This window comes from Solwaraspora sp. WMMA2056 (assembly GCF_030345095.1).
GTDB lineage: Bacteria > Actinomycetota > Actinomycetes > Mycobacteriales > Micromonosporaceae > Micromonospora_E.
On sequence record NZ_CP128360.1, the window covers coordinates 1,491,112 to 1,511,052 of the forward strand.

Here is a 19,941-nt window from a genome sequence, read left to right on the forward strand (position 1 = left end):
CGGCCTGCCGCCGCCGTCGTCAGTCGTGCACCACGGCGGCCGTCACCCGCTGCAACGCGAAAGTGTGCAGCGTCTCGGTCCGCTCGTCCTCGGCCCGCAGGAAACCGGCCCCGATCGACACCGGCCGGACCAGACGTGACGCGGCGGCCCCGTGGGCGTCAACGTAACCCACCCAGACCAGCGACTTGTCCCGTACCGCCTGCTGCAGCACGGCCAGGGCCTGCGCGTGCGCCTGCACCGCCGCCAGCCCCTCGACCGGCTGGCCGTTTGCCGCCCGGACCGGCCCGGGGGCCCGCCGCGCCGCCCGGACCGCCGCCTCGCCACGCCGCAGCTGCTCCACCAGCGCGTCGATCCGGGGTTTGGTCAACGGCGGCGCCGCCAACGGGTCGACCGGGCGCATCGTCGCCGGATGCGGCGCCGGTGCCCGGCGTACCCGGGGCGGTCGCCGCAGCGCCGCCCCGGAACCGTCCTCCACCGTCGGCGCGTAGCCGGCCTGCCGCAGCGCGTCCACCAACCGGCCGGCCGTCGCCGCGCTGACCAGCACCGTCGGTGCCAGCCGCCGCAACGCCAGCCCGCCGAGCCGGCGGTCCGCCAGCACCTCGGCCAGCAGCGCCTCGTCGTCGCTGCGCAGGTACCCGCCGGCCGAACCGGCCCGCAGCCCACCGTGGGTACGGGCGGTGTCGTCGACCAGGTAGGTCAACCCCTGCGGCACCGGGGTGCGGGACCGGCGGGCGAACAGCTCGTGCAGATCGTCGGCGGACCAGCCGGCGTCCAGGGCGCGGCGGACACTGGCCGGGGTGACCCGGTGCACGCTCGCGGCCCCGGTCGACTCCGGCTCGGCCACCACCTCCAACTCGGCGGCGAGCGACGGCTCCGGCGGGCCCGGCACCACCACGGTCAGGTCGGCCTGGACCAGGAAATGGTCCACTGGGTCGGGCAGCAGCGCCGCCAACGCCCGCTCCACGGCGGACGCCTCGCCCCGATGCTCCCGCCCGGTCGACCGGACCCCGAGCGGGTCGTCGTCCACACTGGCCCAACCGGTCGCCGGATCGTCGGCGAGCAGCAGCCGGCCGTACCCGGTCAACGCCCCGAGCGCGGTGACGCCCAGGTGGGCCGCTTCGTCGAGCACCTCGCGGTGCAGCTCGTCGCGGCCCCGGCTGCGGCGCGGTGCCTGCCAGGCGAGCAGGGTCAGCACGTCGTCGGCGGTCGGTGCGCCCCCCGGCGCGAGCCCGGCCAGCACCGCCAGCACGGTACGGCGTACCGCCGGTGCGCCGGCCCGTTCCACCGCCGCCGACCGGGCGGTGATCGCCCGGTCCCGGTCGTCGCGGCCACCGATCAGACCGGGCCGGCGGGTCATCGCCAACCACGCCTGCGCCAGCTGCTCCCACCGGCGGGCCGGTGGCCGGGCGCACCACAGGTCGTAGCCGGTGGTCGGCAGCAGTTGCTGGTCGACGGCGGCCCGGTTGGCCGCGCCGCCGGCGTCGACCTCGCCGATCAGCCCGGCGGCGTACCCGACCTCGACCACCAGCCCGGCCAGCTGCTCGCTGACGCCGCCGGCGCGGGCCAGCCGCCGCAGCTCGCGTACGCCGATGCCGCCGGTACGCAGCATCGGCACCGGCTCCGCCGCCACCGCCTCCAACAGGTCGCCGGCGTGCCGGACGAACTCCATGGCCTGACCGGAGCCGGCCGCGTCGACGATTCTCGGCGTCCGCGCAGGGGCGGTCACCAGCGGCGGGTCGGGACGCAGCACGCCGAGCGGGCCGGTTTCCCGGCGCAGCAGCAGCCCGACCTCCCGGGGCAGTTCGACGGTCTGCCCGCCCTCGGCCCTCGGTACGTCGGTGACGACGGCCAGCAGTCCGGCGTCGACGAGCCACCGCACCGGACCCGGCTGGCCGGGCCCGGTCTCCGCGCCGCCGGTGCCGGTGCCGCCGGTGCCGGTGCCGCCGGTGCCGGTGCCGCCGGAGCCGGAGCCCGTGCCGCCGGTGCCGGATCCGACGGTGCCCAGCGGCGGCCCGGCGGCCAGCCGGTCGAGCACCGCCCGCGCCGGCGGTGCGGCGCTGAGCAGCGTACGGCGCAGCTGCGCCGGGTCCGCACACCGCCGCGCCACCTGGTCGTCCAGCTCGGCGGCGGGTCGGCCCAACCCCGCCGGGTACGGCGAACCCGCCTCGTCCACCCCGCCGGCCACCCGCAGCCCGGTCGGCGGACCGTAGAGCAGGCAGCGGGCCCGTAGCCGGTCCAGCGCCTGCCGTACCTGGTCGGTGGTGGCCGCGCCGCGCGGGGTGATGGCCATCGCGAGCACCGCGTCGACCGAGGTGACCCCGTCGGACGGATCCCTGGACAGCCGCGCCGCGTCGAGGATCCGCAGGGTGAACTCGTCCAGGTCGTCGAGGGCACGCGTGGTGGAGATCCGTGACTGGGCGCGGGCGGCCAGCGTCGCCAGGTCGGTCGGTGCCGGCACGACCAGATCCGGGCGCAGCCGCAGCAGTTCACCCAGCTCGGCATCGGAGCGGGACCGCAGGTGGTCGGCGAGTGTGGTGGTCATTGTTGTTCCACGCTAGCCCGCCGACGGCCGGCCGTGGCCCCGGCCGTGCCGCAGTGGGCCGAGTGGCCCGTGCGACGATGGCTGCCTGCCTGGGGAGGGAGCGGTGCGATGCCGCTGGTGGTCGGGTTCGACCTGGACATGACGTTGATCGACTCGCGGCCGGGGATCGCCGCGACGTACCGGGCGCTGACCGCGCGGACCGGGGTGCACGTCGACGCCGCGGTCGCGGTGTCCCGGCTGGGCCCGCCGCTACGCCACGAGATCAGCCAGTGGTTCCCGGCCGAGCAGGTCGACGCGGCGGTCGAGCAGTTCCGGGCGCTCTACCCCCGGTACGCGGTGGCGCCGTCGCTGCCGCTGCCCGGCGCGGTCGCCGCCCTCGACCTGATCCGCTCCCGGGGCGGCCAGGTGGTGGTGGTCACCTCCAAACTCGGCCGGCTCGCCCAACTGCACCTGGACCACCTGGGGCTGACGGTGGACGTTCTCGCCGGGGACCTGTTCGCCGAGGGCAAGGCGGCGGCACTGCGGGAGCACGGCGTACAGGTCTATGTGGGTGATCACACCGCGGACATGGTGGCCGCGCGGACCGCCGGCGTCCCCGGCCTGGGTGTCGCCTCCGGGCCCTGCCCGGCGGCGGATCTGCTGGCCGCCGGGGCGGCGGCGGTCATCGACGACCTGACCGGATTCCCAGCGGCGCTCGATGGTCGGCTCCGGCTAGCCTGGTGAGGTAAATCCGCCCAAGTGAAGTCGAGGTCAGTGGTGCCGACGGGTCGAGTGAAGTGGTACGACGCAGGGAAGGGTTACGGCTTCGTCACCAGCGACGAGGGCGGCGACGTGTTCCTGCCGAAGGGAGCGCTGCCAGCCGGCGTCACCGACCTCAAGTCCGGTCAACGGCTGGAGTTCGGCGTGGTCGACAGCCGGCGCGGTGCCCAGGCGCTCGGTGTGAAGCTGCTCGAGGCGCCACCGTCCGTCGCTGAGCTGCGACGCCGGCCGCCGGAGGAGCTGCATGGACTGGTCGAGGACATGATCAAGGTGTTGGAGGCGAAGGTCCAGCCGGACCTGCGCCGGGGTCGGTTCCCGGACCGCCGGACCGCGCAGACGGTCGCTCAGTTGGTGCACGCGGTCGCCCGCGAGCTGGAGACCTGAGCCACAGCAGGACAGGCAACGCAGCCGGACGCGGGCGGCAGCCCGATCAGCCGGGCAGCAGCCGCGGGGTCAGCCCCTGCGCTGCCGCCCGTTCCAGTAGGGCGGTCACCGCAGCCCGCCCGTCGGTGCCGAGGTCCTCGGTGAACTCGTTGACGTACAGCCCGATGTGCCGGTCCGCCACCTCCGGCTCCATCTCCTGGGCGTGCCGCAGCACGTAGTCCCGGGAGGCGGCCGGGTCGGCCCAGGCCCGGCGGACCGAGTCGCGCACCCAGTCGGCGGCCTGCCGCGCGTCGACCGTCGAGCGGCGGGCCAGGATCGCCCCGAGCGGGATCGGCAGTCCGGTGTCGGCCTCCCACCAGGCGCCGAGGTCGACCAGTTCGGTCAGCCCGTACCGGGGGTAGGTGAACCGGGCCTCGTGGATCACCAGTCCGGCGTCGTAGCGGCCGGCGGCCACCCCGGGCATGATCTCGTGGAACGGCACGACCTCGATCCGGGCCGGCGGACGGTCCGCCGACCAGAGCCGCAGCAGCAGGTACGCGGTGGTCCGTTCACCGGGTACGGCGACCGTCGCCCCGGTCAGGTCACCGGTGGCCAGGCCGCTGTCAGCTCGGGCATCGCCGGCCTGCTTGCCGGCCTGCTTGCCGGCGGTGAGCAGCAGCGGGCCGCAGCCCCGGCCGAGCGCCCCACCGCAGGGCAGCAGTTCGTACTGGTCGAGCAGCCACGGCAGCGCCGCGTAGCTGACCTTCACCAGGTCGAACTCGCCGCGCGCGGCGGCGGTGTTGGTGACGTCCACGTCGGCGTAGGTGACGGTCACCGGTGGCGCGCCCGGCACCTGGCCGTGCGCCAGGGCGTGGAACACGAACGTGTCGTTGGGGCAGGGGGAGAACGCCAGGTGCAGAGCCACGTCAGCCACGGTAGTCGGCGTACCGGCCGGTGAGCGCGGCGGCGGCGTCGGTCAGCGCGGCCAGCGCAGGTGGGATGCGCCACGCCGCGCGGTCGCGTGGGCCGACCGGGTTGGAGATGGTCCGCAGTTCCGCGAAGGGCAGGCCGAACAGCCGGGCCGCGACGGCCACCCCGAAACCTTCCATGGCTTCGGCGGTGGCGTCCGGGTAGCGGTCGGCGAGGGTGGCGGCTGTCGCGGCACTGCCGGTGACGGTGTTGACGGTCAGCACCACCCCCGGCACGGCCTGCGGCAGGGCGGCGCGCAGCCAGCTGGTGAGCCGCTCGTCGGTGCCCGCGACCGCGCTGCCGAAGCCGAGTTCGTCCAGGCTGAGGAAGCCGTCCGGGGACTGTGCGCCGAGGTCGGCGGCGACGCTGCGGGTCGCGACGGTGGTCTGTCCCAGGTCGATCCGGCCGGCGAAGCCGCCGCCGATCCCGACGCTGAGCACCCCCTGGTACGGCCGTCCGGCGCTGGCCGCGAGCGCCAGTTGCCGGCTGGTCGCGGCTGCCGCCACGGCGGCACCGACACCGACGGCGACCACCTCCGGCGGCGTACCGGGTGTCGCGGTCAGCCCGTGGCGTACGGCGGCGGCCTCGGCGTCGACCGCCGTCACGATCAGCAGTGGCACGCGGTGGTCCTTCCGGGGGTCACCGGCCCGGTGGCGGCCCGCTGGTCGGGCCCGCTCCGTCGGGGCGTGGCCGGGCCGTCGACGGTCGGTAGATGTGGAAGCCGGGTGGGGTGGCGTCGTCGGGGTCATCCTGCCCGACGTCGGTGCCGGCCGGTGCGGCGGTCGGCGCGCCGCCGGTGGCGGCTGGCCCGGGGGTGGCTCCGGCCGCTGGCCCGGCGGTGGCTGCCGATGTCGCCGGCTCGGCCCCGGTGGCTGAGGTGCCGGCCGGACCGGCGGGGACCGGTGCCGGTGGCGCGGACCGGGAGCGGGGCCGGGGCCGGGCCGGAAAAATGGACCGGCGGGCCCGTGGCGGCACGGGGCCCGGCCCGACCGCTTGCGCCGGGGCGGCCGCCGGGCCGTCCGCGCTGTCGTGGGAAGGGCCGTCGTCGGTCGCGCTGTCGTTTGCTGGGCTGTCGTGGGCCGGGCCGTCGTCGGCCGGGCTGTCGTGGGCCGGGCGACCGTTGAGCCGCTCCCGCCGGTGCCGGCTGGCGACGAACGCGGCCCGCGCCGCCGCGAGTACGGCGAACCCGGCCGCCGCCGCGACCCCGATCCGGCCGTCCATCGGGATGAGACCGAGCGCCCCACCGGCCACGAAGGCCAGCATCAGGATCGTCTCGGAGTGGGCGAAGGCGCTGGCCCGCTGTCGTTCGGCGATCCGTTCCTGGATCGTGGCGTCCACGGCGAGTTTCGCTATCCCGCTGATCACGGCGGTGACGAAGCAGAACAGTGCCACCATCGGCAGGGAGAACTGCACGATGGCGAGCACCCCGACGCCGGCGACGATCACCAGCCCGCTGGACTGCAGCGCCAGCGGTCGGTGGATGCGCATCCGGCTGCCGATCGCGGTGGCGATGAAGCTGCCGGCGGCCAACGCGGCGCCGACCACCCCGAGCGCGCCCTCGTCGCCGAGGTCGCGGCCCAGCACGACGGTGGTCAGGTCGCCGGCCTTGATCGCGAAGGCGAGGTAGAGCAGCAGGAAACCGTAGAGGCAGCGCAGCGTGGCGCTGCCGATCAGGGTCGCGATCACCAGCCGGCCGGTGAGAATCCGCTGCCGGTGTGCCTCGCGACGCAGCCCGAACACGCGCAACGCCCGCGGGACCCGCTCGGGTGGATCCGAGTCGGCGCGTGGCGGCAGGCGCAACGCGATGACCATGCCGACCAGGAAGATCACCGAGGCGACCCGCAGCGGCCACTGCGGTCCGAACCAGAACGCCGCCAACCCCAGCGGAGCCACCACGGCACCGGCGATCGTGCCGTAGACGCTGGCCCGGGCACCGGCCTGGGACAGTCCCAGGCCGGGTGGGAGCAGCCGGGGTACGGCGGCCGAGCGGCCGACGCCGTACGCGCGGGACAGGGCCAGCACCCCGAACGCCGCCGGGTACAGGCCGAAGCCGTTGAGGTGGTCGGCGATCAGCCAGGCCAGGAACGCCCGGCCCAGCATGGTGGTGGCCAGGGCGTACCGCCGGCCGTGCCGGAAATGGTCGAGCACCGGGCCGACGACCGGTGCCAGCAGGGCGAACGGGACCATGGTGACCAGCAGGTAGAGCGCGACGCTGCTGCGGGCCTCGCCCAGCGGGGCGCTGAAGAAGATCGTGCCGGCGAGCCCGATGGTGATCAGCGTGTCGCCGGCGCAGGAGGTGGCGTGCAGGTCGAACAGCCGGGTCATGCCGGGTTCGCCGCCGGCGCCGCGCTGGCGTACCTGCAGGACCTTGCGCCCCGCCCAGCGACTGCTGTACGCGGTGCCGCGCAGCACGGCGCGGGTGCAGCGGACCGCGGTCCCGGTGGTGCGCCCGATCGAGCGGAACAGCCCCATGTGCTCATCCTCACCCATCCGCACACGTCCCGTCTCGGGCTGTACCGGAAATCCGGCACGAGAGGGCGGACGCGGCGGCGGTACGGACCGGTCGGGGAGTGCCTGTCGCCGACGCCGGCCGGTAGGCAACAATGGGAGGGTGACCAGGAGCACCGCTCGCGCCTCCCGCCTCGATGCGGTCTGTGCCAAGGCTGTCGACGTCGCCTACGCGGCGCTTGCCGAGGCGGTGGACCCGGCCGAGATCGGCGACCACCTACAGGCGGTTGCGGAGGGTGAGAGATTGGTCACCCATCTGTTCGAGTGTCGGTTGTCCGGCTATCAGGGTTGGCGCTGGGCGGTCACCGTCACCCGGGTGTCGCGCAGTCGCCAGGTGACTGTCTGCGAGACGGTGCTGCTGCCCGGCCCGGACGCGCTGCTCGCCCCTGGCTGGCTGCCCTGGCACGAGCGTCTGCAGCCGGGCGACCTCGGCGTCGGCGATCTGCTGCCGACGTCGTTCGACGACGACCGGCTGGCCCCCGGCTACCTGCAGTCCGACGACCCCGCCGTGGAGGAGGTCAGTTGGGAGCTGGGCCTCGGGCGCAGCCGGGTGATGTCCCGGCAGGGGCGGGCCGACACGGCGCAGCGTTGGTACGACGGTGAGCACGGGCCGCAGGCACCCATCTCGACCGCTGCCCCGGCCACTGCCCGCTGCGGTACCTGCGGCTTCTACCTGCAACTGGCCGGGGCGTTGCGGCAGGCGTTCGGGGTGTGCGGCAACGTGTACGCGCCCGACGACGGCCGGGTGGTGAGCGTGGACCACGGCTGTGGGGCGCACTCCGAGGCGTTGTCCGGCCCGGTCGAGACGCCGGTCGACGAGTTGCCGACCATCTACGACGACGGCGAGGTGGAGACGGTCGACGTCACGACGCGGTCGGCGGCTCCGCAGGACTGACCCGCTCCCGGCGGCGGCGTCGGTGGGCGTCGTGCCGCAGCATCACCGCCAGACCGGGCAGCCCGACCAGCAGTCCGGCGAGGCAGGTCCACAGCCAGTCGGTCCGCCCGGTATCGGCCAGCCAGTCGCGGGCCAGCAGACAGACCAGCCCGGCGAGCGCCCAGGCGATCAGGCCGCCGGCGGCGATCGGCACCATCGGCGGGTCGAGCGGCTCCGGCCGGGGCGCCGACCGCAGCGGTAGCGGTAGGACACGGCCGCCGCCGGGCTCCGGCGGGTTCAGCGACGGCGATTCGGGCACCAGGCCAGCGTACGTCCTGGTTGATCACCTCGGGGGTACGGATGAGTCCGTCGTCACGGTGTCGTCGGCCGGCCCACCGCTGCCGCTGTTGCTGGACGTAACCAGGATGACCTTCCTCGGTAACAGTTGATCTGAGACGATGCGCCCATCCATCCTTATGATCAGCTGTGAGGACCCATGGCGACAGTACCGGCGGAGACGACCGGGCCGACCCCGGACCGCACCCCGCGTAACGCGTTCGACCGGTTCTTCGAGATCACCGCCCGGGGCTCGACCCCGGGCCGGGAGGTACGCGGCGGGCTGGCCACCTTCTTCACGATGGCCTACATCGTGGTGCTCAACCCGTTGATCCTGGGCAGCGCCGTGGACGGCGACGGGGCCGCGTTGGCGATCCCGGCGATCGCTGCGGCGACCGCCCTGGTCGCCGGATTGATGACCCTGCTGATGGGGGTGGTCGCCCGGTTCCCGTTGGCGCTGGCCGCCGGTCTCGGCGTGAACGCCCTGGTCGCCTTCGAGATCGCGCCGCAGATGACCTGGGCCGACGCCATGGGGCTGGTGGTCATCGAAGGCGTGATCATCCTGGTGCTGGTGCTGACCGGGCTGCGTACCGCCGTCTTCCGGGCGGTACCGACCCAGCTCAAGACCGCGATCGGGGTCGGCATCGGACTCTTCCTGGCGCTGATCGGCTTCGTCAACGCCGGGTTCGTCACCGGCGGCACCGCGTCGCCGCCGCTCGGCCTGGGCGTCAACGGCATGATCGCCACCTGGCCGGCGTTCGTCTTCGTGCTCGGCCTGCTGCTCACCCTGGTGCTGGTGGTCCGCAAGGTACGCGGCGCGATCCTGATCGGCATCCTCGGCTCCACGGTGCTGGCGATCGTCGTCGAGGCGATCGGCCGATTCGGCCCGGCCGGTGGCCCGGACGGCCGGCCCGGCGGCTGGGCGTTGACCGTGCCGAGCCTGCCGGACCAGGTCTTCGGGATGCCGGACCTGTCGCTGCTGGGCAACTTCAGCGTGCTCGGTGCCTGGGAGTCGGCGACCTGGCTGGTAGCCCTGATGTTCGTCTTCACGCTGCTGCTGACCGACTTCTTCGACACGATGGGCACCATGGTGGCCGTCGGCCAGGAAGGCGGTCTGCTCGACGACGAGGGGATGCCGCCGAGGACCAAGGAGATCCTGGTCGTCGACTCAATCGCCGCGGCGGCGGGCGGCATGGCCAGTACGTCGAGCAACACCTCGTACATCGAAAGTGCCGCCGGGGTCGCGGAGGGTGCCCGCACCGGGGTGGCCAACCTGGTCACCGGCGGGTTGTTCCTGCTCGCGGTCTTCCTGTCGCCGCTGGTCGAGGTGGTGCCGTTCGAGGCGGCGTCGACCGCGCTGGTGGTGGTCGGGTTCCTGATGCTGACCGCGGTGCGCACCATCGACTGGACCGACTACGAGATCGCCATCCCGGCGTTCCTGACGATCGTGCTGATGCCGTTCACCTACTCGATCTCCAACGGCATCGGTGCCGGGGTGATCACCTTCGTACTGATCAAGCTGGTGAAGGGCCGCGCGGCGGCGGTGCACCCGCTGCTGTACGGGGTGGCCGTGCTGTTCACCCTCTACTTCCTGCGTCACCCGTTGGAGCTGCTGATCGGCTGACCGCCCGGGCCGGCCTGCTCGGGGACCGGCTGACCGGCCGGGCCGGCCTGCTCGCTGATCGGCTGACCAGCCGGGGCCCGCCCGGGCCCCGGCACCGGCGGTACCCTGGGGGCCGCCGGTGACGGTGGTCATAACGGCTGGGCGATCAGTGGTTCGTTAGTTAGGCTAACGAACGTGACGGAGTGGGCGGTGATGGGAGAGCAGGTCTCAGCCGCGCAACTGGCCGTGTCGTTGCGCGACGCCATCACCCGACTCAACCGACGGGTCCGACAGGCCCGCCCGGTCGGCGACCTGACGGTCACCCAGCTCTCCGCGCTCACCAGCCTGCAACTGGCTGGTGCGCTGACCCCGCGGGAGCTGTCCGAGATCGAGCGGGTCCAGCCGCCGACGATGACCAAGATCGTCGCGAAGCTCGAAGAGCGCGGACTGGTCAGGCGTACCCCGCACCCGACCGACGGTCGGCAGGTGATCCTGTCGGCCACCGAATCGGGCCGCGAGGTGCTCGCCGCGTTCGAGCGGATACGTGACGAGTGGTTGGCCAGCCGGCTCGACGCGCTGAGCCCCGACCAACGCGACACGTTGCGCCAGGCCGCGGAGATCCTGCAGCAGGTGTCGCGCGGCTGACGCGCCGCTCGTCGGCCACCGGGTCCGCTTCGTCCCACGTGGATGACGCGTACGATCCGAGGAGGCGCACCCCGAGTGCGGGCGAAACTGACCACCACTTTCCAGTCCCTGCGGGTCCGGAACTACCGGATCTTCGCCACCGGTCAGCTGATCAAGCTGATCGGCGTGTGGATGATGTTCATCGCGCAGGACTGGCTCGTCCTGCAACTGTCCGACGACTCCGCCACCGCGCTCGGCGTCGTCGTCGCCCTGCAGTTCACCCCGGTGCTGCTGTTCACCCTGGTCTTCGGCCGGCTCGCCGACCGCTACGACAAGCGGATGCTGCTGTTCGTCGCGAACGCGATGTGGTTCGTGCTCGCCCTCGGCATGAGCGTGCTGGTGCTGACCGGCGCCGTGCAACTGTGGCACGTGTTCGTCTTCGCCGGACTGCTCGGCGTCGGCAACGCCCTGGAGACCCCGGTCCGGCAGGCCTTCGTCTCCGAGCTGGTCGGCACCCCGCTGCTGCCCAACGCCCTCGGCCTGTCCTCGGCGACGTTCAACACCGCGCGGATCGTCGGCCCGGCCGTCGCCGGCCTGGCGATCGCCGCGTTCGACGTCGGCCCGGTCTTCCTGATCAGCGCGATCGCGTCGGCCGCCCCGCTGGTGGGCCTGATCCAGATGCGCGCCAGCGAGCTGTACCGTGCCGACCTGCCCGTCGGCGGGGCCCGCGACAGCGCAAAGGTCGCCGACGGGCTGCGCTACGTCGCCCGCCGGCCCGACCTGATGCTGCCGATGGGTCTGATGGCCGTCATGGGGCTGCTGCTGTTCAACTTCCAGATCACCCTCGCCGCGTTGGCCAAGACGGTGTTCGACACCGGGGCGGCGTCGTTCGGTCTGTTCACCACCGCGTTGGCCACCGGCGCGTTGGCCGGCGCGCTCGCCGCCAGCGGCCGGCGTGGCCGCCCGTCGGTCTACGTGGTGCTCGGCAGCGCGCTGGCCTTCGCCGGCCTCGCCACCATGGTTGGGCTGGCACCGACGTACTGGCTGGTGGTGGCGTTGCTGGTGCCGACCGGATTCTTCATGGTCTACTTCGCGCAGGCGTCCAACCAGCGGGTCCAGCTCGGCGTCGACGCCGCGTTCCGCGGCCGGGTGATGGCGCTGTGGGTGCTGGTCTTCCTGGGCACCAACCCGGTCGGTGCTCCGGCCATCGGCTGGGTCGCCGAGCACCTAGGCGCCGGGGCGAGTATCTGGCTCGGCGGTGCCCTGTCGTTCCTGACCGCCGCCGCCGCGCTGCTGTGGCAGCTACGTCGTACCGGCGGTCGGCTGCGGCTGCGCTGGGCGCCACTGCCGAGGTTCTACGTCCTCCCCGCCCCACCCGCGACGATCTTGCAGTTATCGCGAGGAAATGTCGAGTTTGTCCAACGATAACTGCAAGATCGTCGGCGACGGGCGGGGGGGGTCAGGAGCTGGCGCGGTCGGCCGGGCCGCTGCCGAACAGCACGTCGTCCCAGCTGGGCAGCCGCTTGCGGGGCTTGCCGGTGCCATCGGCTGGGGTCTCACCGCCGGTGCCGGTGGCGGCACGACGGGGCCGCAGCACCGCCAGCGACGGCACGGCTGGGACCTCCTTGGGCGCGTCGGCGTCGTCGTCGAAGGCCGACCCGGCACCGCCGCCGAGCAACGCGGCCGCGCCGCCGGCCACCGGCCGCTGCCGGGGCGTCTCGGCGTTGGCCGCCGGCTCCAGACCGCGACCGGCCGCCGAACCCAGCGGACGGTCCAGCGACGCGAGCAGCGCGTCCCGCCCGGCGCGGATCGGGTCCCGGGAGGGCCGGGGCTGGTCGCCGGGGGCGGCGGGCAACGCGTGCCCGCGACCCAGCTCACCCCGGGACGGCCCGGGCAGGGCGTGCCCGCCACGCTCCGCCGTCGGCTCCTGGCCGAGGATCTGAGTGGGCCGCTCGGTGCAGAGGTACTGCGCCATGTCGTCGTGCGGTGAGATCACCTGACGGCTCTTGTCGAGCTCCCAGATGGCCTGGGCGGTGGCCTTGCCGGACGGCCAGGTGGCGATGATCCGCCAGGTGCCGTCGTCACGCCGGTACGCGTCCCAGGAGATCTTCTCCGCGTCGATGCCGTGCTGGGCCAGTCGCCCGTCCACGACCTCGGCCAGCGGGGCGCCCTTCTCGGAGTTCTTCAGCCGGGTCCGGCGGGCGTGCTGGGCGAGCATCGCCCGCTCCTGCAGCACCGGGCCGGCGTACCGCAGGACCCGGTCGACCGGTACCCCGGCGATGCGGGCGACGTCGTCGGCGGACTCGCCGGCCCGGATCCGGGCCTGGATGTCCCGCGGCGACAGCGACGGCTTCGGGTCACCCGGCGCGCCGGCGACCGCCAGCGTGGCGGGGCTGGTGCCGGGATCGGCCTGTACGGCGGTGGAGACCCGGTCGTCGATGGGCAGGGCGAGCAGTCGGCCGACCTCGTCAGCGAGGACCAGGGCCTGTCCGTCCTCGGAGAGGGCGACGAAGCGTACTGGGCGCATCGCGTTGCCTCCGTCCCGCCGAGCTGCCCCACGCCGTAGGCCGACCTCGCCCCCCGGCGTCCTCAGGCACACGGTACGCCGATAAGTCACCCGATGGGAGTAGGCCACGCCGGGCATGTCGAGTGAGCTGCCCGGATCCGCTCCGGCCGGCGAGTCGGGTGGTCGACAGTGATCGAGGACCGGCGATCACGGATGGTGAGACCGCCGACCAGATTATACGGCAAATCGGTCGGTTCAGCCACAATCAGTGACTGAACCGACCGTGTCACCCGATTTCGCTCAGAGCCGCTCGATGACGTAGTCGACGCAGGCGGTCAGCGCCTCGACGTCGGCCGGGTCGACCGCCGGGAACAGCGCCACCCGCAGCTGGTTGCGGCCGAGCTTGCGGTACGGCTCGGTGTCCACGATGCCGTTGGCGCGCAGCGCCTTGGCGATCGCCGAAGCATCCACCCCGTCGGCGAAGTCGATCGTCGCGACCACGTTCGAGCGCAGCGCCGGGTCGGTGACGAACGGCGTCGCCACCGTCGAACGCTCCGCCCAGCCGTAGACCGCCGCCGCGCTCTCCGCCGTCCGTTTCGCCGCCCAGGCCAGCCCACCCTGGGCGTTCATCCAGTCGGTCTGTTCGGCGGCCAGGAAGATCGTTGCCAGCGCCGGGGTGTTGTAGGTCTGCTCCAGCCGTGAGTTGTCGATCGCGGTGACCAGGTCCAGGAACGCCGGGATGTACCGGCCCGACGCCTTGACCTGGGCGGCCCGCTCCAGCGCGGCCGGGGACATCAGGGCCAGCCAGATCCCGCCGTCGGAGCCGAAGCACTTCTGCGGGGCGAAGTAGTAGACGTCGGTCTCGGCCGGGTCGACCTCCAGCCCGCCGGCACCGGACGTGGCGTCGATCAGCATCAGGGCGCCGTCGTCGGCGCCAGCCACCCGCCGGATCGGCACCGCCACGCCGGTCGAGGTCTCGTTGTGCGGGGTGGCGTAGACGTCCACCCCCGCCTCGGCGACCAGCGCGGGTGCCGAGCCCGGGTCGGCCTTGTGGACCGTCGGCTCGCCGAGGAACGGCGCGTCGCGTACCGCCTTGGCGAACTTCGCCCCGAACTCGCCGAAGCTGGCGAACTGCGCCCGGTCGCGGACCAGGCCGAACGTGGCGACCTCCCAGAACGCGGTGGTGCCGCCGTTGCCGAGGATCACCTCGTAACCCTCGGGCAGGGCGAAGAACTCGGCGATGCCCCGGCGCAGCCGGGCCACCTCGTCGCGGACCGTCTTCTGCCGGTGCGAGGTGCCCAGGTAGCTGGTCGCGACCTCGGCGAGCGCGGAGACGGCCGCCGGACGGACCTTCGACGGGCCGCAGCCGAACCGGCCGTCGGCGGGCTTGATCTCGTCGGGGATGCGGATGGTCGCAACGTCAGCCACGGTTACCAGAAGTCCTTCCGGGTGCGCTATGGGTCTCCCATCCTCGCACCCGGGGCACCGGGCCCGGGGCGTGGTCTCACGCCTGCGACTGAGGCGTGCCCCACATCCCGGGCCCGTCGTCCGGGCCTCGGGACGTGGGGCCGGCCGAGGAGCGCCGGCCGAGGAGCGCCGGCCGACCGGGCAGCGTCGTGCGTGCGGCTGACCGGGCAGCGTGCGTGGGTCAGACGTCGTGCGGTACGGCGTCCCAACCGGCGACGTCGTGCGGCTTGCGCGGGGCCGGGCCGACGTAGCGCGCCGACGGGCGGACCAGCCGCTTGAGCCGCTTCTGCTCCAGGATGTGCGCGCTCCAGCCGCCCATCCGGGCGCAGGTGAACATTGAGGTGAACATGTGCGCCGGCACCTCGGCGAAGTCGAGCACCACCGCCGACCAGAACTCGACGTTGGTGGCCAGCACCCGGTCCGGCTTGCGGTTGTGCAGCTCCTCCAGGGCGGCCTTCTCCAGTGCCTCGGCCACCTCGTAGCGGGGCGCGCCCAGCTCCTTGGCGGTGCGTCGCAGCACCCGGGCGCGGGGGTCCTCCGCCCGGTACACCCGGTGTCCGAAGCCCATCAGCCGTTCGCCGCGGTCGAGCACGCCCTTGACGTACGCCTCGGCGTCGCCGCTGCGCTCCACGCCCTCGATCATGTGCAGCACCCGCGACGGCGCGCCGCCGTGCAGCGGCCCGGAGAGCGCGCCGATGCCCGACGAGATGCAGGCGGCGGCGTCGGCCCCGGTGGAGGCGACGACCCGGGCGGTGAAGGTGGAGGCGTTCATGCCGTGCTCGGCGGCGGAGATGAAGTACGCGTCGACCGCCTTGACGTGCCGTGGATCCGGCTCGCCCCGCCACCGGCGCATGAAGCGTTCGACGATGGTCTGCGCCTTGTCGATCTCCTTCTGCGGCACGGCCGGCAGCCCGAGCCCGCGTGCCGACTGGGCGACGAACGACAACGCGGTGACCGACACCCGGGCCAGGTCCGCGCGGGCCTGCTCGTCGGAGATGTCCAGCAGCTGCGACAACCCCCAGTACGGGGCGAGCATGGCGACCGCGGACTGCACGTCGACCCGGATGTCGCCGGAGTGCACCGGCACCGGGAACGGCTCGGCCGGCGGCAGACCCGGCCCGAACCGGCCGTCGACCAGCAGCGCCCAGACGTTGCCGAAGGAGACCTGTCCGATCAGGTCTTCGATGTCGACCCCGCGGTACCGCAGCGCACCGCCTTCTTTGTCAGGTTCGGCGATCTCCGTCTCGAATGCGATCACACCTTCGAGTCCTGGCTTGAAGTCGGACATATGGCTCTCCTGGGTGGGGATTTTGGTGGTCCGGCCCGAACGCCCGGTAGAACTGCTTCAGGCGGCCCTGACGGCTGCTACGTACGTGTTGCCTTTATGGTGCCCGCGTTGTTGCCTGTCTGGTGTCCGGCCGTGCCGTTTCGGTGATGTGGTGGCTCGGCCTCGTGTCCGGTGGGTAACCAGCCTAGGTTCGAGTGCCGGGGTAGCCCTAGACCAGGAGAGCGACGTGACGGGAGACACACCACGACCGGCCCCGATGCGTCGGGACTACCGCGACGCTCCCGAGCTGCGTCGCAGCGTTCTCGCCGCCGACTGGCACACCCAGTTCGCACGCTGGTTCGCCGAGGCGGTCGCGGCCGGAATCGCCGAGCCGAACGCGATGGTGCTCGCGACGGCGGACGCCGATGGCCGGCCGAGTACCCGGACGGTGCTGCTGAAAGGGTACGACGAGACCGGACTGATCTTCTTCACGAACTACCGGTCCCGAAAGGGTGGGCAGCTCGTCGCCAATCCCGCGGCGAGTCTGCTGTTTCCCTGGTACCCGATGTCGCGGCAGGTCGAGGTGTGCGGATCGGTGGTCCAGGTGCCCCGGGAGCAGACCGAGGCGTACTTCGCGACCCGGCCGCGCGGCTCCCAACTGGGAGCGTGGGCCAGCCCGCAGTCGCAGGTGGTGGCGGACCGCGCGGCGGTCGAGGCTGGTCTGGTCGAAGCGGACCGTCGGTTTCCCGGACCGTCGGCGGTGCCCCCGCCGCCACATTGGGGCGGGTTCCGGGTGGTGCCCGGGACGGTCGAGTTCTGGCAGGGCCGGGCCGGTCGACTGCACGACCGGTTCCGCTACCGTCGGGAGCCGACCGGCGGCTGGTCGATCGAGCGGCTCGCGCCGTAGAGCGACCTTTAATTTACGCTTAGCTGTTGTGGATCATGGGGTCGCGGGTGCGACGGTGCGTGGATCGACCCGTTATCGTCGCCGCATGGACAACGTCGATGCACGTCCGGGCCCACCGTCCGGAGCGCAGTGGACGATCACGGCACACGGACACGAGGCCGTCGTGGTCGAGGTGGGTGGCGGCCTGCGGGCCTACCGGGCCGGTGGATTCGACTACGTCGACTCCTACGCCGAGGACGAGCTCTGCGTGGGCGGCGCCGGCCAGGTGCTGATCCCCTGGCCGAACCGGATCCGGGACGGCCGCTACACCTTCGACGGCGTCGACCGGCAGTTGCACCTGTCGGAGCCATCCCGGCACACCGCTCTGCACGGCCTGGTCTGCTGGTTGCCCTGGCAGCTGGTGTCCAAGGCGGCCGACGAGGTGGTGGTCGGAGTGACGCTGCCCGCCACACCCGGGTACCCGTGGACGTTGGTGCTGCGTACCAGGTGGCAGGTCGGCGCGGACGGCCTGCGGGTGACCCACCAGGCGACCAACGCGAGTGCCGAGCCGGCACCGTTCGGCCTCGGGGTCCATCCGTACCTGCGGTTGCCGGACACCGACGCCGACGACACCGTCGTGCGGTTGCCGGCCCGCAGTCGGGTCCTGGTCGACGGCCGGTTGCTGCCGATCGGTACGGCGAAGGTGGCCGGCAGCGAGTTCGACTTCACCGCCGGTCGGCGGGTCGGCGCCACCGTGCTGGACACCGCCTTCGGCGACCTGGACCGCGATCCGTCCGGCGGATCGGCGGCCCGGCTGTCCACGACGGACGGTTCGGCGGCCGTGTCGATCTGGGCCGATCCGGCCTTCGGCTGGTGGCAACTGTTCAGCGGCGACACGTTCGCACCGCCGCGCTACCGCCGGTCGATCGCGGTGGAGCCGATGACCTGCCCGCCGGACGCGTTCCGGTCCGGCCGCGACCTGATCGTGCTGGCGCCGGCCGAGACCTGGCAGGCCAGCTGGGGCATCCGCCCCGAGGCTGGGCCGGGCGCGCGCTGATGCAGCTGCGGGAGGTGATCCGCCGCCGGCGGATGGTGCGCAACTACGATCCGGACCGTCCGGTCCCACCCGAGGTCGTGCAGCGGCTGTTGGAGCACGCGATCCGGGCCCCGTCCGCCGGGTTCTCCCAGGGCTGGGGCTTCCTGGTGCTGGAGACCGCGGCCGACCGGGAGCTGTTCTGGACGGCGACGACGCCGGTCGCCGGGGATCCGGACACCGTGCGGCGCAGTCGCTGGTTGACCGGGATGAGCCGGGCCCCGCTGATCATCGTCCCGCACGCCAACCGGTCGGCCTATCTCGACCGGTACGCCCAACCGGACAAGGGCTGGACCGATCGGGACGAGGCCCGCTGGCCGGTGCCGTACTGGCACATCGACACCGGCTTCGCCGCGTTGCTGATGCTGCTGACCGCGGTCGACGAAGGGCTGGGCGCGTGTTTCTTCGGAATCCCGCCGGAACGCACGGACCACTACCGGGCGGCGTTCGGCGTACCGGAGGACTTCATCCCGATCGGCGCGGTGACCGTCGGCTACCGGGCACCGGACACCCGGTCGGCGTCGCTGCGCCGAGGGCGACGCCCGGTCGACGAGGTGGTCCACCGGGGGCGGTGGGGTGCCTAGTGCGGTGAAGCCGACAGCGAGGATCGGCCCGGTCGGTCGGACGAACTCGCTAGTCTGGCAGTCGCGCCGACGTACGGTGGCGGTCCGGCCCGGTGGTGTCCGACGGGTCGCGCCGGGTGACGGCGGCAGTGGCGAGGGGTTGTGAGTGGGCACATCGTTCGGTAGGCGACATGGGAGGAGCGCGCCGTCGTGATCTTCAAAGCGGTGCGGGACGGCCGTCCCTACCCGGAGCACGGGCTGACGCTCAAGCAGTGGGCCGAGATTCCACCCCGGCCGTTACGGCTGGATCAGTTGATCACCACCAAGCGTGAACTGGCACTGGACAAGCTCCTCGCCGAGGATTCGACCTTCTACGGGGATCTCTTTCCGCACGTCGTGCAGTGGAACGGCGCGCTCTACCTGGAGGACGGCCTGCACCGGGCGTTGCGGGCCGCGCTGCAGCAGCGCAACCAGATCCACGCCCGGGTCTACCTGCTCGCCGCCGAGCGGCTCGCCGGCTGAGCGTGGTCGCGCCGGTCGGCGCGACCGGGTCGCCGGCTGACCCGGTGCGGGGCGGCTTGCGGATGCGCGTGTCGTACCGGGGTCGTACGGTGTGCCCAGACGACCCGACCGTGGGCCGTCGTCTGGTGAGGACGGTGATCCAGATGCCCCGTGACGGCGATGGCCACGCAGCGACCCGGGAGTTTCCGGAGTATTCGGGCGGTGGAGCGGATCCGCAGACCGCCGGTGGACCTCCTGCCGAGCCCCGCTCGGGCGGTTGGCGCCGGGGGATGTTCTGGGCGGCGGTCGCTGCCGGCCTGGTAGCGGTGCTGGCGCTGACCACCCAGGCCGCCGGCATGTTGCCCAGCTGGCGTAACCCCTTCGCGCAGGAGGAGACCGACCGCACCCAGCCGCCGGTGCTGCAGTCGATCCAGGATCTGAGTCGGTTCGTCGCGGCGGAGGGCACCTTCCAGGTCGTCGTGGACCTGGAACAGGACCGACGGTACGTTCCGGACTTTCTGCTCAACGAACGTACCCTTTTTGTCGGTGTCGGCGCAGTCGAGGCATATGTTGATTTCGGGCAGATCGGCGAAGATGCGATCATTGTCGCTGAAGACGGTCTTTCCGCAGAAATTCGGTTGCCGGCACCGCAGTTGACCGATGCCGACCTGGACCTCGCCAACAGTTACGTCTTCGCCGAACAGCGCGGTCTGCTCAACCGACTCGGTGAGGTGTTCGGTGGGGACCCGAACCGGCAGCGACAGGTGTATCAGCTCGCCGAGGAGCGGATCGCGGCGGCCGCACGGGACAGTGGGATCGCCGAGCGGGCCGAGAACAACACCCGCAAGATGTTGGCCGGGCTGTTGCGTTCTCTGGGTTATGAAACGGTTACTGTAACGTTCGTGTCGCCCTGAGTGGTGACGTCGACCGACGGTCACTGGTGCGGTAGTAGCGCCGTGAGCTGCGCGATGATCGGCCAACGTGGTGCGAAACTTCCGCACAACTGGGTGACACCCTGAAAGGGTGGCGGCTCCGCGATCCGAATCATCCGCTGGGCCCGCGTTTCTTCACCGGGTCCGA

Annotated in this window: 19 protein-coding genes; 11 read left to right on the plus strand and 8 right to left on the minus strand. The window is 72.6% G+C overall.

Annotation, left to right across the window (positions count from 1 at the left end):
* Positions 1-19: 19 nt before the first annotated feature.
* A complete protein-coding gene (locus O7608_RS06905; protein ID WP_289209171.1) occupies positions 20-2,542 on the minus strand; it encodes a helicase-associated domain-containing protein in 2,523 nt (840 codons plus the stop codon).
* 108 nt (positions 2,543-2,650) lie between these two features.
* Here O7608_RS06905 and O7608_RS06910 point away from each other — a divergent pair, with 108 nt between their 5' ends.
* Together O7608_RS06910 and O7608_RS06915 are read left to right on the plus strand one after the other, a co-directional pair.
* Positions 2,651-3,265, plus strand: a complete 615-nt coding sequence (locus O7608_RS06910) for an HAD family hydrolase (RefSeq protein ID WP_289209172.1) — start codon at positions 2,651-2,653, stop codon at positions 3,263-3,265.
* A 33-nt stretch (positions 3,266-3,298) separates the two neighbouring features.
* Entirely contained in the window at positions 3,299-3,685 is a 387-nt protein-coding gene (locus tag O7608_RS06915; RefSeq protein ID WP_282224171.1) for a cold-shock protein, read from the plus strand.
* A 46-nt stretch (positions 3,686-3,731) separates the two neighbouring features.
* On the opposite strand, the gene O7608_RS06920 is transcribed toward O7608_RS06915, so the two are convergent.
* The 3 genes from O7608_RS06920 to O7608_RS06930 are packed head-to-tail and all read right to left on the minus strand — an operon-like array spanning position 3,732 to position 7,105.
* On the minus strand, positions 3,732-4,589 hold the full coding sequence (locus O7608_RS06920; RefSeq protein WP_289209173.1) for a 1,4-dihydroxy-6-naphtoate synthase: 858 nt from the start codon (positions 4,587-4,589) through the stop codon (positions 3,732-3,734).
* A gap of 1 nt (position 4,590) precedes the next feature.
* Positions 4,591-5,253: a futalosine hydrolase gene (locus tag O7608_RS06925; protein ID WP_289209174.1), complete on the minus strand. Its 663-nt coding sequence runs from the start codon at positions 5,251-5,253 to the stop codon at positions 4,591-4,593.
* Between the two features lie 19 nt (positions 5,254-5,272).
* Complete coding sequence (locus tag O7608_RS06930; protein ID WP_289210812.1) at positions 5,273-7,105, minus strand: MFS transporter; 1,833 nt, start codon at positions 7,103-7,105, stop codon at positions 5,273-5,275.
* A gap of 139 nt (positions 7,106-7,244) precedes the next feature.
* Here O7608_RS06930 and O7608_RS06935 point away from each other — a divergent pair, with 139 nt between their 5' ends.
* Positions 7,245-8,036, plus strand: coding sequence for a DUF3027 domain-containing protein (locus tag O7608_RS06935; protein ID WP_289209175.1), 792 nt, complete (start codon positions 7,245-7,247; stop codon positions 8,034-8,036).
* Here O7608_RS06935 and O7608_RS06940 read toward each other — a convergent pair.
* On the minus strand, positions 8,005-8,232 hold the full coding sequence (locus tag O7608_RS06940) for a DUF2530 domain-containing protein (protein WP_289210813.1): 228 nt from the start codon (positions 8,230-8,232) through the stop codon (positions 8,005-8,007). The genes O7608_RS06935 and O7608_RS06940 overlap by 32 nt on opposite strands.
* A 279-nt stretch (positions 8,233-8,511) precedes the next feature.
* Here O7608_RS06940 and O7608_RS06945 point away from each other — a divergent pair, with 279 nt between their 5' ends.
* The 3 genes from O7608_RS06945 (at position 8,512) to O7608_RS06955 (ending at position 12,006) form a co-directional block, all read left to right on the plus strand.
* Positions 8,512-9,975 carry an NCS2 family permease gene (locus O7608_RS06945; RefSeq protein ID WP_289209176.1) on the plus strand — a complete coding sequence of 488 codons (1,464 nt, stop codon included), beginning with the start codon at positions 8,512-8,514 and terminating at the stop codon, positions 9,973-9,975.
* A 192-nt stretch (positions 9,976-10,167) separates the two neighbouring features.
* Positions 10,168-10,599 carry a MarR family winged helix-turn-helix transcriptional regulator gene (locus O7608_RS06950; RefSeq protein ID WP_289210814.1) on the plus strand — a complete coding sequence of 144 codons (432 nt, stop codon included), beginning with the start codon at positions 10,168-10,170 and terminating at the stop codon, positions 10,597-10,599.
* Between the two features lie 75 nt (positions 10,600-10,674).
* Entirely contained in the window at positions 10,675-12,006 is a 1,332-nt protein-coding gene (locus O7608_RS06955) for an MFS transporter (RefSeq protein WP_289209177.1), read from the plus strand.
* Between the two features lie 31 nt (positions 12,007-12,037).
* Here the strand turns inward: O7608_RS06955 and sepH are convergent, their stop codons facing one another.
* The 3 genes from sepH to O7608_RS06970 all read right to left on the minus strand — a co-directional run bounded on the left by sepH (position 12,038) and on the right by O7608_RS06970 (position 15,839).
* Positions 12,038-13,105 carry a septation protein SepH gene (gene sepH / locus O7608_RS06960; protein WP_289209178.1) on the minus strand — a complete coding sequence of 356 codons (1,068 nt, stop codon included), beginning with the start codon at positions 13,103-13,105 and terminating at the stop codon, positions 12,038-12,040.
* 279 nt (positions 13,106-13,384) lie between these two features.
* The gene (serC, locus tag O7608_RS06965) at positions 13,385-14,512 is read right to left on the minus strand and encodes a phosphoserine transaminase (RefSeq protein ID WP_289209179.1); all 1,128 of its coding nucleotides are present in this window, start codon (positions 14,510-14,512) and stop codon (positions 13,385-13,387) included.
* Between the two features lie 220 nt (positions 14,513-14,732).
* A complete protein-coding gene (locus tag O7608_RS06970; RefSeq protein ID WP_289209180.1) occupies positions 14,733-15,839 on the minus strand; it encodes a citrate synthase 2 in 1,107 nt (368 codons plus the stop codon).
* Between the two features lie 226 nt (positions 15,840-16,065).
* On the opposite strand from O7608_RS06970, the gene pdxH reads away from it, so the two are divergent.
* The 5 genes from pdxH to O7608_RS06995 all read left to right on the plus strand — a co-directional run bounded on the left by pdxH (position 16,066) and on the right by O7608_RS06995 (position 19,775).
* Positions 16,066-16,725, plus strand: coding sequence for a pyridoxamine 5'-phosphate oxidase (gene pdxH / locus O7608_RS06975; RefSeq protein ID WP_289209181.1), 660 nt, complete (start codon positions 16,066-16,068; stop codon positions 16,723-16,725).
* 85 nt (positions 16,726-16,810) lie between these two features.
* A complete protein-coding gene (locus tag O7608_RS06980) occupies positions 16,811-17,761 on the plus strand; it encodes an aldose 1-epimerase family protein (RefSeq protein ID WP_289209182.1) in 951 nt (316 codons plus the stop codon).
* The gene (locus tag O7608_RS06985) at positions 17,761-18,381 is read left to right on the plus strand and encodes a nitroreductase family protein (RefSeq protein WP_289209183.1); all 621 of its coding nucleotides are present in this window, start codon (positions 17,761-17,763) and stop codon (positions 18,379-18,381) included. Before O7608_RS06980 ends, O7608_RS06985 begins: the two co-directional genes overlap by 1 nt.
* 189 nt (positions 18,382-18,570) lie before the next feature.
* Positions 18,571-18,882, plus strand: a complete 312-nt coding sequence (locus tag O7608_RS06990) for a type II toxin-antitoxin system VapB family antitoxin (protein WP_282224159.1) — start codon at positions 18,571-18,573, stop codon at positions 18,880-18,882.
* 305 nt (positions 18,883-19,187) lie between these two features.
* Positions 19,188-19,775: a DUF4230 domain-containing protein gene (locus O7608_RS06995; protein WP_289209184.1), complete on the plus strand. Its 588-nt coding sequence runs from the start codon at positions 19,188-19,190 to the stop codon at positions 19,773-19,775.
* The last annotated feature ends 166 nt before the right edge of the window (positions 19,776-19,941 follow it).

Coding starts and splice junctions, on each gene's coding strand:
- O7608_RS06905 (WP_289209171.1), bottom strand. CDS start 2,542: ATGACCACCACACTCGCCGACCACCTGCGGTCCCGCTCCGATGCCGAG.
- O7608_RS06910 (WP_289209172.1), top strand. CDS start 2,651: ATGCCGCTGGTGGTCGGGTTCGACCTGGACATGACGTTGATCGACTCG.
- O7608_RS06930 (WP_289210812.1), bottom strand. CDS start 7,105: ATGGGGCTGTTCCGCTCGATCGGGCGCACCACCGGGACCGCGGTCCGC.
- O7608_RS06940 (WP_289210813.1), bottom strand. CDS start 8,232: ATGGTGCCGATCGCCGCCGGCGGCCTGATCGCCTGGGCGCTCGCCGGG.
- O7608_RS06945 (WP_289209176.1), top strand. CDS start 8,512: ATGGCGACAGTACCGGCGGAGACGACCGGGCCGACCCCGGACCGCACC.
- O7608_RS06950 (WP_289210814.1), top strand. CDS start 10,168: ATGGGAGAGCAGGTCTCAGCCGCGCAACTGGCCGTGTCGTTGCGCGAC.
- sepH (WP_289209178.1), bottom strand. CDS start 13,105: ATGCGCCCAGTACGCTTCGTCGCCCTCTCCGAGGACGGACAGGCCCTG.
- O7608_RS06970 (WP_289209180.1), bottom strand. CDS start 15,839: ATGTCCGACTTCAAGCCAGGACTCGAAGGTGTGATCGCATTCGAGACG.
- O7608_RS06980 (WP_289209182.1), top strand. CDS start 16,811: ATGGACAACGTCGATGCACGTCCGGGCCCACCGTCCGGAGCGCAGTGG.
- O7608_RS06985 (WP_289209183.1), top strand. CDS start 17,761: ATGCAGCTGCGGGAGGTGATCCGCCGCCGGCGGATGGTGCGCAACTAC.